This is a genomic window from Rhizobium sp. BK619 (assembly GCF_014195245.1).
Classification (GTDB): Bacteria; Pseudomonadota; Alphaproteobacteria; order Rhizobiales; family Rhizobiaceae; genus Rhizobium; species Rhizobium acidisoli.
Window position 1 is genome coordinate 17,778 of the sequence record NZ_JACIBH010000009.1, and the last position, 12,614, is coordinate 30,391.

Consider the following 12,614-nt stretch of genomic DNA (forward strand, 5'->3'; position numbering starts at 1 on the left):
CCTTTCTGCCGCATTTCTTCCTTCGCGATCTCGGTCTTGTCGGCGGCGACGCCCAGCGCCTTCAGTAAGGCGGCCATTGACGTTGCGGCACTCGACGATTCGCCATGGTTTCTCCAAGGGTTCAGAAAGTTGAACGGTCGGCCTTCCGGGTTCGGGGCCCCGCGGTGGCAAGGCCCATGACGATCGATCTGTCGTTCACAGCGAGGCCGAAGTAGTAAGTGTCACGCTCTTGCTTTCTGCCGCGGCTTAACGCGAGGAACTGGTTCCCCATGTCCACGAAAACCACCTGCTGGACACCTCCGGAGCGCTTCCAGGAAAGCGGCTGGGCGAAGCCCGGTTTTGCCGCCGTCGTGTCGTCGATCATCGAAAGCGGCTTTGATCCTGCGAAAATGGACGCCGTCGGAGCGCAGTTGAAGGCATCCGGGATCGAGCCGTACGATTGCCTCAACCCTGGCCTGATGGACTATATCGCCACCTGGACCGCCAAGAAGAGCGGCGTTCTCGCCTCGTAATCCATAGGGGAGCGCAGACCTCGGCGCTCCCCGACCCCCGCCGCTGTCCGGATATCGATATAGCCCCGCGATGGCCGCGCACCGCCGGCTTGCCGGCGGCCAGACTCGGACGCCTAATGATCGATGAATGCAAAGAGCGCATCGATGTCGGTTGAAGAGAATTCTCCCGACCTGCCACGATTACCCGCCCGGAAAGAAACCGGAGATGTGGCCGCGGAGCTTTCCGCTGTGGATGTGTGTTCACACCATCAGCCGCATCAAGTCTCCTGCCTTCAGGAGAGCCGCTCGCCTCTCGCAGCTGCGGATTATTGTGTATCCTGAGAATAATTATTGTGTACGCAAAGTACACAATAATTGACTCCTCCCAAAAGGCATGCCATCTTAAGGACGTAGAGCAACAATTGGCCGGAGATCGACGATGGCGAAGACACCGAAGAGCAATCTCTACGAAGACCTGAAGCGCCAGATTTTGACGATGGAACTGGACCCGGACGCCGATCTGGACGAGGCCAGTTTGAGCGAGAAATACGGGCTTTCCCGGACGCCGGTGCGCGACATATTCCGCCGCCTCGCCGGCGAGGGTTATATCGACATCCGCGAGAACAGGGGTGCGCGGGTCATCCCGATGAACCACTCCACGCTTCGCAATTTCTTTCTCGTCGCCCCGATGATCTATGCGGCGATCGGCCGTCTCGCTGTGCAGAACTTCAAGCCTGCTCAGCTGTCGGACCTGAAGCAGACGCAGGAGCGGTTCCGTGCTGCCAGCAAGAACATGGACGCATTGGCGATGGTTCTTGAGAACAATCGCTTTCACGAAATCTTCGGCGAGATGTCGGGCAACGTCTATCTGCAGCCGAGCCTCGGCCGGCTGCTCATCGATCACGCGCGCATCGGTCACACGTTCTTCCGGCCGAGGAACGAGGACATGCGGCGGCGGCTGCAGGTGGCGGTCGACCACCATGACAGCTTCATCGCAGCGCTCGGCGCTCACGACGAGGATGCCGTCGTCGATCTCGTTTTCGAACACTGGGAATTGTCCCGCGAGAACATGGAGATGTTCATCGCCCCGCAAGGCCTGAAAGCGGACGCCTTCCTCGGCGGTCCGGCCACGCAAGTATTGGAGAAGTCATCGTGAAGTTTGAGGGGATCTATACGCCGGCGGTGACGCCGCTTGACAAGAATGGTCAGATCGACCGGGCCGGATTTGCCGCCGTGCTCGAGTCGCTGATCGAGGCGGGCGTCCACGGCATCATCGTCGGCGGCTCGACGGGCGAATACTACGCCCAAAGCAGCCAGGAACGTCACGAACTCGCGGCCTATGCGAAGGAAGTCATCGGCACACGGCTGCCCCTGATTATCGGCACCGGCGCCACGCGGACCGAAGATTCGGTCGAATACGCCAAGGCGGCGAAGGAAATCGGCGCGGATGCGATCCTGGTGTCGTCGCCGCCCTACGCTTTGCCGACCGAACGCGAGAATGCGGTTCACGCCCTGACGGTCGATCGCGCCGCCAACCTGCCGATCATGCTCTACAACTATCCCGCCCGTATGGGCGTGGTGATGGGCGAGGAGTATTTCTCCCGCGTCGGCAAGTCGAAGAACGTGATCGCCATCAAGGAAAGCTCCGGCGACATGGGCAATCTTCACCGGCTCGCCCGGAAGTTTCCGCACATTGCCCTGTCCTGCGGCTGGGATGACCAGGCGCTCGAATTCTTCGCCTGGGGCGCGAAGAGCTGGGTCTGCGCCGGCTCCAATTTCCTGCCGCGCGAGCATGTCGCCCTCTACGAGGCCTGCGTCCTCGAGAAGAACTTCGACAAGGGCCGCGCGATCATGAGCGCGATGCTGCCGCTGATGGATTTCCTCGAATGCGGCAAATTCGTCCAATCGATCAAGCACGGCTGCGAGATCGTCGGCCTCAAAGCCGGCCCGGTGCGGGCGCCGCTGCGCGGACTGAACTCTGAAGAGAAAAGAACCCTTGAGACCGTTGTCGCCACCTTGAAGCGCACGGTCGCCCAGATCACGTCGGGAGCCAATCATGCATGAACCCTTGACCGCAGCCGAATACAAGGCGATTGCCGCCGAACTGCAGTTTCCGACCAACGCCTTCATCGACGGCGCATTTCGTCCGGCAAATTCCGGCAAGACTTTCACCACCACGAACCCTGCGACAGGTGAGGTCCTTGCCGAAATCGCAGCCTGCGATTCCAGCGACGTCGACTACGCGGTGCAGAAGGCGAAGGACGCGTTCGACGACGGACGCTGGCGGCTGCGCTCGCCGGGCGAGCGCAAGGAAGTGCTGCTGAAGCTCGCTAAGCTGATGGAGCAGAACAGGCACGAACTCGCCGTCCTGGAAAGCCTCGACAGCGGCAAGCCGGTGCGCGAATGCCAGACGGTAGATGTTCCCGATACCATTCATACGATCCGCTGGCATGCCGAGCTCATCGACAAAATCTACGACAACACAAACAATGTCGGCGCCAATGCGTTGGCCATGGTGGTGCGCGAGCCGATCGGCGTCGTTGGCTGTGTTTTGCCGTGGAACTTCCCGCTGCTGATGCTGGCCTGGAAGATCGGCCCGGCGCTCGCCGCCGGCTGCTCGGTCATCGTCAAGCCGGCGCAGGAAACGACGCTCACGACGCTGCGCGTCGCTGAGCTTGCCCATGAGGCCGGTATTCCTGCTGGTGTGTTCAACGTCGTCACCGGTTCCGGCCGGGAGGTGGGCGAACCGATCGGCCTGCACATGGACGTCGATATGGTGGCCTTCACCGGGTCGACGCCGACCGGCCGCCGCTTCCTGCGTTACGCCGCGGACTCGAACCTCAAGAAGGTCGTGCTCGAATGCGGCGGCAAGAATCCGGCGGTAGTGCTGGCGGATGCCGAAGACCTCGATCTCGTCGCCGAGCAGGTGGTCAACGGCGCCTTCTGGAACATGGGCGAGAACTGCTCGGCCACGTCGCGCCTGATCGTCCATGCCAGCATCAAGGACGAATTGCTGCAGCGTATCGGCGCCTATATGCGCGAATGGAAGACGGGTGACCCGCTGAACCCGGAAAACCGCATCGGTGCACTGGTCAGCAAGAGCCATTTCGAGAAGGTGAAATCTTTCCTCGATGATGTGAAGACCGAAAAACTCTCGCTTGCCCATGGCGGCGAAACTTTTGAAGGGGCCTTCATCGAACCGACGGTGGTCGACGGCGTCACGCCGAAGAGCCGGCTGTTCCAGGAGGAAATTTTTGGCCCCATCCTTTCGGTCACCACCTTCGAAAACCTGGCCGAGGCCACCGCACTTGCCAACGATACCAATTACGGCCTGACCGCGTCGATCTATACCGGCAGTCTGCGCAACGCGATCCGGCTCTCCCGCGACATCCGAGCCGGCCTGATCACCGTCAACTGTTTCGGCGAGGGTGACGCCACCACGCCGTTCGGCGGCTACAAGGAGTCCGGTTTCGGCGGCCGCGACAAGTCGGTCTTCGCCCACGACAATTACTGCGAGCTCAAGACCATCTGGATCGATATCTCGGAGCGGTCGGTGGACGAGACGATCCGATGACCCGTCATGTGATCAAGCACCTGCCGACCGATACCGGCGTTTCGGGATGGGAGGCGACCAGCGAACGCGCCTTTCCCGTAACGGCGCTTGAACACGACATTACTGCCGACTGGCTGATCATCGGCGGCGGCTTTGCCGGTCTGTCGGCGGCGCGCCGCCTCTCACAGTCGCGGCCTCAGGACAAGATCGTCGTCCTGGAGGCCCGCGAACTCGCCAAGGGTCCGGCCGGAAGGAATTCCGGCTTCATGATCGACGTGCCGCACAATCTGTCCTCGGGCGAGTATTCGGTGGCCGACGAGGAAGCGACCAAGGACGAGATCCGGCAGAACCGTCTGGCGATCTCTTTCGCAGCCGATGCCGCGGCCGAATACGGCCTGTCCCGGGAAACATTCGACCCCTCGGGCAAGGTGAATGCCGCAGCTTCCGATCGGGGAATGGGGCTCAACGACAATTACCGGAAATCGCTCGAGAAGATCGGCGAGGAGCATCGCGTTCTCGATGCCGACCAGATGCGGGAGATGACCGGCTCGCACTATTATCGCGGCGGCCTTTACACGCCGGGCGCGGTGATGATCCAGCCTGCCGACTATATTCGCGGCCTAGCGCGCGGACTTTCCTCCAAAGTCGCCATCCACGAGCACTCGCCGGTGCTGGAGCTTTCGCGCGAAGGCAAGACATGGAAGGCGAAGACCGGTCGCGGCTCCGTTTCGGCGTCGAAGGTCATTCTGGGGGTGAACGGCCATATTCAAAGCTTCGGTCATTTCCGCGGACGGCTGATGCACATTTTCACCTATGCGTCGATGACAGCGGCCTTTTCCCAGAACGAGTTCGGCGGCGACGTGACCGGGGCGGATCGCTGGGCACTGCTGCCGGCCGACCCGATGGGAGCGACGCTCAGAAAGGTCACCACCGATAGCCGTTCGAGGATCGTCGTCAGGACGAGGTTCACCTACGATCCGGGCCTCAAGGTGTCGGAAAAGCGTGTCGCCGGCATTGCCGCCGAGCAGCGGCGGTCGTTCGACGCCCGTTTTCCCGGGCTGGAAAACCTGCCGCTGGAATATAGCTGGGCAGGTGCGCTCTGCCTCAGCAGAAATCATGTGCCGGCATTCGGCGAGGTCGAAGACGGGCTTTTTTCGGCCTGCTGCGAAAATGGCCTCGGCACCGTCAAGAGCACGCTTGCGGGCATGATGGCCGCGGATCTCGCGACAGGCGCCCGCAGCCCCGAACTCGACCGATACAGCAATCAGCCGGAACCGACCAGGTTGCCGCCCGAGCCCATCGCGTGGCTCGGCGTCAACTCGGTCATCCGCTTTCAGGAATTGCGTGCAGGCCGCGAGGGATGATCCCTCGGCCGCGCAATATGAAGACTGCCGCCCGCAGACTTCAATGAGAATGGGAACGAAAACCAGGAGTAAGAAAAATGAAGACTTTGTGGAAGGCGCTTTGCGCCGCTGCGGTGATCGGGATCAGTATCCTTCCCGCCCGCGCTGAGGAAAAGACGATCAATCTGGGCACGATGTCGTGGGAAGACCTGACGCCCATCACCGGCATCACCAAGAAGGTTCTGGAAGACGCCGGTTACACCGTCAAGGTGACCGAGTTCTCCGAATGGGGTATCGCCTATGCCGCTCTCGCCAAGGGTGACATCCAGGCTCTCACCTCGCAGACCGACTACGTCGCCCAGGACTATTGGGACAAGAACAAGAACCGTCTCGAAAAGATTTCACCGGTTTCGCACGGCCTCTATCAGGGCGTCGCCGTTCCGAAATATGTTCCGATCGATTCGCTGGAACAGCTCAATGAAAATGCCGATAAATTCGGCGGCAAGATCATCGGCATCGAACCGGGCGCCGGCCTGATGCGCGATACGGCGAATGCGGTCAAGGATTACGGCCTCAAGCTCCAGCTCGTCGAAGGCAGCACGGCTGCGATGACGGCGGCGCTGAAATCCGCCTACGATCGCAAGGAGTGGATCGCGGTGACGATCTGGGAGCCGTCATGGATGGTCCAGAAGTACGAGGTCAAGTACCTGAAGGATCCGAAGGGCGTCTTCCCGCCGCCGCAGAGCTACTACTGGATCGGCCATAAGGGCTTCTCCGAAGAGAACCCGCACGCCCGCGAAGTCATGGCCAGCGTCTACGTGCCGATCGCCGACATCACCACCATCAACGGTGAAGTCAAGGACGGCAAGACCATGGATCAGGCCGTGCAGGATTGGATTGGCGCCCATGCCGACCTGATCAAGCGCTGGGAAAACATCAAGAAGAAGTAAGCACCTCGTGGCCGCCCGCACCGCCGGGCGGCCACCTTGAAACCTAAGGAAGAAGCCAGCGCCATTGGCTCAAAGGGGATCGCTATGAAAGCTGTCAATATCGATGCCAAGGATGTCCTGATCGACTGCCAATCCCTTTGGAAGGTCTTCGGAGGCAAGTCGGCTGCCGCGATGAAGTCGATCAAGGAGCGCGGCCTCGGCAAGAACGAGGTTCTCAAGGAATTCAACTGCGTCGTCGGCGTCTCCGATGCGAGCATCCAGGTCCGGCGCGGCGAAATCTTCTGCATCATGGGATTGTCGGGAAGCGGAAAATCGACGCTCATCCGCCTTCTCAACAAGCTGATCACGCCGAGCGCCGGCAAGGTCCTCGTCAAGGGACGCGACCTTGCTAGCCTGTCGCCGGCCGATCTCAGGCAGATGCGCGCCAAGAACATCGGCATGGTGTTCCAGAGCGTCGCGCTGCTGCCGCATCGGACGGTCCTGGAAAACGCGGCCTTCGGCCTCGAAGTCCAGGGCATTGCGAAGGCGGAGCGAAACAAGACCGCTTCTGCCGCCCTCGAGAAGGTCGGCCTCGCCGACTGGCTGAGCCGCTATCCCAACGAGCTTTCCGGCGGCATGCAGCAACGCGTCGGGCTTGCCCGCGCGCTCGCTTCCGACCCCGAGATCATTCTGATGGACGAGCCGTTCAGCGCGCTCGACCCGCTCATCCGGCGTCAGCTTCAGGATGAATTCCGCCAGCTGACCAAAGCACTCGGCAAATCCGCCGTCTTCATCACCCATGATCTCGACGAGGCGATCCGCATCGGCGATCGCATCGCGATCATGAAGGACGGCGTCATCATCCAGACCGGCACGGCGGAGGAAATCATCCTCAACCCGGCGGATGCCTATGTCGCCGAATTCGTCGCGGGCATCTCTCGCCTTCACCTGATCAAGGCGCATTCCGTCATGCGCAGCGTTGCCGAATTCCAGCAAAGCGCGCCGAACTTCGACATTGCGTCGCTGGCGCGCACGACGCCGGACGCCGATATCGACGAGCTTATCTCTTTGACGATGCAGTCGGAACGCGACGCCATCGCCGTCGTCGACAATGATCAGGTCGTCGGCGTGGTCACGCCGCGCAGCCTGCTGATGGGCGTCAAGGGAACGTCTGCCCCCGATCTCACGGCGGCATGACCCCAACTGGAGGTGATTGACATGGATAGTTCAGCCTTCACCGATGTTTTCGACGAATGGACGGACTCGGCGCTCGAATGGGTGAGCGACAACGGGGAAACCCTCTTCGACTATATCAGACAGGTTCTCGAAGGGCTTTATGACGGCATCCTCTGGCTCCTGCAGCTTCCGCCCTTCTATGTGATCGCCTTGGTGGTGGCGCTGATCGGCTGGCGGCTGGTCAATGTCTGGTTCGCTCTCCTGAGCGGCGTCGCGCTGGCGCTTTGTTTTTCGATGGGGCTCTGGCCGGAGACGATGAGCACGCTGGCTCTGGTTCTGACCGCGACTGTGATCGCCTTGGCGATCGGCATCCCGATTGGCATCGCCGCCGGCTTCTTCACCGCCCTCGATCGCTTCATGGAGCCGGGCCTCGATCTGATCCAGACGCTTCCGCCCTATATCTACCTGCTGCCGGCGATCGCCCTGCTCGGCTACGGGCCGGCGACCGCGCTGATCGCGACCGTGATCGTCGCGGTGCCGCCGGCAATCCGCCTGACCTCGCTCGGCATCCGCATGACCCCCAAGGAATTCATTGAACTTGGGGAGGCGCTCGGGATGACGCCGGCAAAGATGTTCTTCAAGATTCGTCTTCCCTTTGCCCTGCCGAGCATCATGGCGGGCATCAACCAGAGCCTGATGATGGCCTTCGGCATGGTGGTCATCGCCGGCATCGTCGGCTCCGGCGGGCTCGGAGAGACGATCTACGGCGCGATCAGGACACTGGACATCGCCACCTCTATCAATGGAGCGATCGCCATCGTGGTATTGACCATGGTGATTGACCGGATCACCCAGAATGCCGCTCGCTTGGGAACAGGGAGGAAAGCATGAATCTTTCGACCTTGCAGTTTTCGCCCGGCGCCTTCCTGGCTCCATCAGTCGATTGGCTCAACACCAATCTTCACCCGCTGTTTGCGGCCATCAGCTATCTGGTGGAAACGGTGCTTTCGGCAATCGAGGCAGCACTGCTCTTCGTGCCGCCCTATGCGCTGATCGCGATCGTCGTCGTCGTGGCATTTTTTGCCGCCAGCCTGCGCGCCGCGATCCTTGCCGGCCTCTGCCTCGGCTTCTGCCTGCTTGTCGGGCTGTGGACGGCATCGATGCAGACCCTTGCGCTGGTCAGCGTCGCCGTCGTGATCTCGGTGCTCATCGCCTTCCCGATCGGCGTCCTGTGCTCGCGGCACAAGACGCTGGAAGCGGTGGTTCGGCCAATTCTCGACGTGATGCAGACCGTGCCGCCCTGGGTCTATCTCATTCCGGCGGTGATGATTTTCAGCCTTGGGCGCGTGCCGGCGATTATCGCCACCATCGTCTACGGCATTCCGCCGATGCTGCGCCTGACGACGCTGGCCTTCAACCAGGTGCCGAAAGTCTTCATCGAACTCGGCAGCGCCATCGGCGCGCCGCCGCGCTCGATCCTCTGGAAGATCGAAATCCCGCTGGCCAAGCAGACGCTGCTGGTCGGGCTCAACCAGTGCATTCTTCTGTCGCTGGCTATGGTCGTGCTGGCCGGCCTCGTCGGCGCAGGCGGCCTCGGCGCCGAGGTGACGCGCGGGCTGACGCGCATGGAGATGGGGCTTGGTCTCAGGGCCGGCCTGGCGATCGTCGCGGTCGCCCTTCTGCTGGACCGGCTGTCGCGCGGCCTGCTCGACCGTGACAGGCTGCCGAAGGCGAGATGAGGAGGATCCGAGGATGAGAAACAGTTTCTTCTGCATCGATGCACATACCTGCGGCAATCCCGTCCGCCTCGTTGCCGGCGGCAGCCCGCTGCTTCCGCACCTGCCGATGGGCGAGCGCCGCGAGATCTTCGTGCGCGACCACGACTGGGTCCGCAAGGCGCTGATGTTCGAGCCGAGGGGGCATGACATCATGTCGGGTTCGATCATCTATCCCCCGTATCGGGAGGACTGCGATTTCGCCGTCCTTTTCATCGAGGTCAGCGGCTGCCTGCCGATGTGCGGCGCCGGCACGATCGGCACCGTGACCGCAGCGATCGAAGAGGGACTGGTCAAGCCGCGCGAGCCGGGTCGGGTCGCCATCGAAACGCCGGCCGGCAGAGTTGATGTCACCTATGAGGAGAAGGGCGGATATGTCGATTCCGTTCGTCTCCACAATGTGGCGAGCTATCTGCATGAGGCGGATGTCGAGGTCGATGTGCCTGGTATGGGCCGTCTGCGCGTCGATATCTCCTATGGCGGCAATTATTATGCGGTCGCCGAACCGCAAGAGAACTGGAGCGGGCTCGACGGCATGAGCGCCTCCGACATCGTCGGCTGCAGCCAGAAGCTCAGATCAGCACTTGCCGATGTCTGCGATCCCGTGCATCCCGACGATGCCAGGATCCGCGGCGTACATCATGCGATCTGGTGCGACCGCCCGGTGAACGACGTCTCGGACGGACGCTGCGCGGTCTTTTATGGCGACAAGGCGATCGACCGGTCCCCGGGCGGCACCGGCACCTCGGCGCGCATGGCCCAGCTCCACGGGAAGGGGCGGCTCGCCGTCGGGTCGAGATATCGCCATGAAAGCCTGATCGGAACCATTTTCGAGGGCCGGGTCGAAGCCGAGGCAAGGATCGGACCCTATCGCGGGATTCTTCCCAGCATCGGCGGCTGGGCGCGGGTCATCGGCCACAACACCATTTTCGTTGACGACCGCGATCCGCTGGCGCACGGTTTTCAAATTCGATGAGCGCGTTTTCTGAGTTTTGCGAGGCGGCAAGGAGATGACAATGCGACCGGAGCAGCAACGACAGGGAGACAGCGCCGCGAAATCCAGTTCCCGGCTCAAGGTGGGGTTCGTGCTGTCGCGGTCATTTACGCTGTCGGCCTTCGCACTCTTCGTCGACACGCTGCGGCTTGCCAGTGACGAGCAGGATCGATCCGGAAGGGTGCTTGCCGACTGGCAGGTCATCGGCAGCACGCGGCATCTGATCACCTCGAGCTGCGGGGTCCAGGTTGCTCCGACCTCCGATTTCGTCGATCCGCTGAAATTCGACTATATCGTCGTCGTCGGCGGGCTTCTGACGGTGGAAAACCCTGTCGACCAGCAGACCATCAATTTTCTCAGGCAGGCGGATGCCAAGAAGGTGCCGCTGATCGGCGTCTGCACCGGGTCGTTCATTCTTGCGGCGGCGGACCTGATGAAGCGGCACGAGTCCTGCGTGAGCTGGCTGCATTACAAGGAATTTCGCGAGCGGTTTCCGGACCTCGGCGTTCGGTCCGACCGGCTTTTCAATCTCGACCGCCAGCGCGGATCCTGCGCCGGCGGCAGCAGTTCGGCCGACATGGCGGCGCTGCTGGTCAGGAAATATATCAGCCGGGATGCCGAGCGAAATGCGCTTGAGGTGCTTCAGATCGAGAAGGCCCGGGCGCCGGCGGACATCCAGCCCCGCCGTCCGCTGTATGACGACTATGACGACGCCCGCGTCAAGGCGGCGATGATTACGATGGAACAGTTCGTCGACGGCAGCATATCGATCCAGAAGCTTGCCGGCATGGTTGGGCTGTCACGGCGGCAGCTGGAGAGAATTTTCATCGACAAGACGGGAATGTCTCCCGCCAAGGCCTATAATCGGGTCCGCATGGAGCGGGCAAAATCGATCCTGGTCCAGTCGAAGGCGCCGCTTATCGAGATCGCGCTCGATGTCGGTTTCGAAAACGCCTCGCAGTTCACGCGAACGTTCAAGCGGACCTTCGGGCAGACCCCGTCGCAGCATCGCGCGGCAGCTTTAAGAGCACACTGACCGAGACGCCTGGCGCGAAGAGGTTTCAGATATCCTCCCACGGAAAGCTATCCAGCCGCTCCGCGCCCTTTGATGTGATCAGGGCCTGGGTTTCCAGTTTGATGCTCTCGGAGCCGGCTTCGGCGATCAGGCTCTCGACGTTGAGCACCATGTTCTCCTCGATGATGCCGCTGAAATCGGGATCGAAATCCGGGTGCAGCAGCACCCCCGGCCATTCGTCGGCCATGCCGGTGCCGTGCAGAGCGAGCGTATAGCGATAAGGCTGGTATTTCTCCGGGATTTGCCAGGACAGTTCGTTGAACTCCAGGAACGTCATGCCCGGCCGGATGACCGAGAGATTGTGTTCGATCTGGTCCCTGGCTGCCGCGTAAAGCTTCTTCTGCTTGGCGTTCATCGCCACATGGCCTGATGTCCACGAGCGCGAGAGGTCGGCGCAATAGCCGTAGGGGCCGATCATATCGGTGTCGAAGGAGATCATCTCGCCGCGCTTGATGACGTAGTCCGAACATTCCTGATACCAGGGATTGGTTCGGGGGCCTGCGGTCAGCAGTTTGGTTTCCAGCCATTCGCCGCCGCTGCGCGCATTTTCGAAGTGGAGCTCGGCCCAGATTTCCCGCTCGGTGCGGCCCGGCTCGGATACTTCGTACATCCGCGCCATTCCCGCTTCGCAGACGCGGATCGTCCAGCGCATCAGCTCGATTTCTTCAGCGCTTTTGATCGACCGCGCCCGTTCGGCCAGCTCCTGGCCGTCGAGAAGGGTAAATCCGCGTTCCGTGAGTTCGAACGCGCCTGATGGTTCGAGCCTGTCGACGGCGATGCGCCTGTTGGCGCCATTCCCCTTGACGATGTCGGTGATCTCGTCCGCCCAGGCCTTCAGGCGGGGTTCCACGAGGTTGCCTGCGGTGAAGAAGATCCAGGATTTCGACGGCCGGATCTCGTCGATGCCGGGCAGTCCGTAATTGACGTGTTCGGCGCCTTCGAATTCGAAAATAATCGCCGGGCCGTCGGCCAGGATCAGCGCGTAGCGCGACGGATTGTGCATCGTCCAGATGCTCATATTCGACGAGTCGAAGGCGTAGCGGATGTTGACGGGATCGTAGAGCAGCAGGGCGCCGCAATCCCATTCGCGCATCTTGATGCGCAGCCGCTCCAGCCGGTAGCGGCGCGCGCGGTCGAGTGTCGTGGCCGGCACAGGACTGATGAGAGGCCGGTCCGCTCCATCGGGATTGAGGTAAGCCTGCTTCCGCTCGTCCTTGAAGACGGTCGAGCCGGCCAGCTCGACGGATTCGTTTTCGTCTCGCAACATCCGGGTGATCC

At 61.7% G+C, this 12,614-nt stretch carries 11 protein-coding genes and 1 pseudogene; 11 read left to right on the forward strand and 1 reads right to left on the reverse strand.

Annotation, left to right across the window (positions count from 1 at the left end):
* Positions 1–299: 299 nt before the first annotated feature.
* The 11 genes and pseudogenes from FHX14_RS17875 to FHX14_RS17925 all read left to right on the forward strand — a co-directional run.
* A pseudogene (locus FHX14_RS17875) lies at positions 300–512 on the forward strand (aldehyde-activating protein); the annotation flags it as partial.
* Between the two features lie 418 nt (positions 513–930).
* The gene (locus tag FHX14_RS17880) at positions 931–1,647 is read left to right on the forward strand and encodes a GntR family transcriptional regulator (RefSeq protein WP_003591088.1); all 717 of its coding nucleotides are present in this window, start codon (positions 931–933) and stop codon (positions 1,645–1,647) included.
* A complete protein-coding gene (locus FHX14_RS17885; protein ID WP_184377941.1) occupies positions 1,644–2,555 on the forward strand; it encodes a dihydrodipicolinate synthase family protein in 912 nt (303 codons plus the stop codon). The genes FHX14_RS17880 and FHX14_RS17885 overlap by 4 nt, the downstream gene beginning before the upstream one ends.
* Positions 2,548–4,065 (forward strand): aldehyde dehydrogenase, encoded by a 1,518-nt coding sequence (locus FHX14_RS17890; protein ID WP_184377942.1) that lies wholly within the window; start codon positions 2,548–2,550, stop codon positions 4,063–4,065. The genes FHX14_RS17885 and FHX14_RS17890 overlap by 8 nt, the downstream gene beginning before the upstream one ends.
* On the forward strand, positions 4,062–5,408 hold the full coding sequence (locus FHX14_RS17895) for an FAD-binding oxidoreductase (RefSeq protein ID WP_184377943.1): 1,347 nt from the start codon (positions 4,062–4,064) through the stop codon (positions 5,406–5,408). The genes FHX14_RS17890 and FHX14_RS17895 overlap by 4 nt, the downstream gene beginning before the upstream one ends.
* 77 nt (positions 5,409–5,485) lie before the next feature.
* Positions 5,486–6,337 carry a glycine betaine ABC transporter substrate-binding protein gene (locus tag FHX14_RS17900; protein WP_184377944.1) on the forward strand — a complete coding sequence of 284 codons (852 nt, stop codon included), beginning with the start codon at positions 5,486–5,488 and terminating at the stop codon, positions 6,335–6,337.
* A gap of 84 nt (positions 6,338–6,421) precedes the next feature.
* The gene (locus FHX14_RS17905; protein WP_184377945.1) at positions 6,422–7,513 is read left to right on the forward strand and encodes a glycine betaine/L-proline ABC transporter ATP-binding protein; all 1,092 of its coding nucleotides are present in this window, start codon (positions 6,422–6,424) and stop codon (positions 7,511–7,513) included.
* 21 nt (positions 7,514–7,534) lie between these two features.
* Entirely contained in the window at positions 7,535–8,383 is an 849-nt protein-coding gene (locus tag FHX14_RS17910) for a proline/glycine betaine ABC transporter permease (RefSeq protein ID WP_184377946.1), read from the forward strand.
* Positions 8,380–9,231, forward strand: a complete 852-nt coding sequence (locus tag FHX14_RS17915) for an ABC transporter permease subunit (RefSeq protein WP_184377947.1) — start codon at positions 8,380–8,382, stop codon at positions 9,229–9,231. The genes FHX14_RS17910 and FHX14_RS17915 overlap by 4 nt, the downstream gene beginning before the upstream one ends.
* Before the next feature lie 13 nt (positions 9,232–9,244).
* Positions 9,245–10,243, forward strand: coding sequence for a 4-hydroxyproline epimerase (locus FHX14_RS17920; protein ID WP_184377948.1), 999 nt, complete (start codon positions 9,245–9,247; stop codon positions 10,241–10,243).
* Positions 10,244–10,283: 40 nt separating this feature from the next.
* On the forward strand, positions 10,284–11,297 hold the full coding sequence (locus FHX14_RS17925) for a GlxA family transcriptional regulator (protein ID WP_184377949.1): 1,014 nt from the start codon (positions 10,284–10,286) through the stop codon (positions 11,295–11,297).
* Positions 11,298–11,322: 25 nt separating this feature from the next.
* On the opposite strand, the gene FHX14_RS17930 is transcribed toward FHX14_RS17925, so the two are convergent.
* The gene (locus FHX14_RS17930; protein ID WP_184377950.1) at positions 11,323–12,603 is read right to left on the reverse strand and encodes a Xaa-Pro peptidase family protein; all 1,281 of its coding nucleotides are present in this window, start codon (positions 12,601–12,603) and stop codon (positions 11,323–11,325) included.
* Between the last annotated feature and the right edge of the window lie 11 nt (positions 12,604–12,614).

What these genes read in the sequence shown, in the direction of transcription:
- FHX14_RS17880 (WP_003591088.1), top strand. Translation starts at nt 931, where the DNA reads ATGGCGAAGACACCGAAGAGCAATCTCTACGAAGACCTGAAGCGCCAG.
- FHX14_RS17890 (WP_184377942.1), top strand. Translation starts at nt 2,548, where the DNA reads ATGCATGAACCCTTGACCGCAGCCGAATACAAGGCGATTGCCGCCGAA.
- FHX14_RS17895 (WP_184377943.1), top strand. Translation starts at nt 4,062, where the DNA reads ATGACCCGTCATGTGATCAAGCACCTGCCGACCGATACCGGCGTTTCG.
- FHX14_RS17900 (WP_184377944.1), top strand. Translation starts at nt 5,486, where the DNA reads ATGAAGACTTTGTGGAAGGCGCTTTGCGCCGCTGCGGTGATCGGGATC.
- FHX14_RS17905 (WP_184377945.1), top strand. Translation starts at nt 6,422, where the DNA reads ATGAAAGCTGTCAATATCGATGCCAAGGATGTCCTGATCGACTGCCAA.
- FHX14_RS17910 (WP_184377946.1), top strand. Translation starts at nt 7,535, where the DNA reads ATGGATAGTTCAGCCTTCACCGATGTTTTCGACGAATGGACGGACTCG.
- FHX14_RS17915 (WP_184377947.1), top strand. Translation starts at nt 8,380, where the DNA reads ATGAATCTTTCGACCTTGCAGTTTTCGCCCGGCGCCTTCCTGGCTCCA.
- FHX14_RS17920 (WP_184377948.1), top strand. Translation starts at nt 9,245, where the DNA reads ATGAGAAACAGTTTCTTCTGCATCGATGCACATACCTGCGGCAATCCC.
- FHX14_RS17925 (WP_184377949.1), top strand. Translation starts at nt 10,284, where the DNA reads ATGCGACCGGAGCAGCAACGACAGGGAGACAGCGCCGCGAAATCCAGT.
- FHX14_RS17930 (WP_184377950.1), bottom strand. Translation starts at nt 12,603, where the DNA reads ATGTTGCGAGACGAAAACGAATCCGTCGAGCTGGCCGGCTCGACCGTC.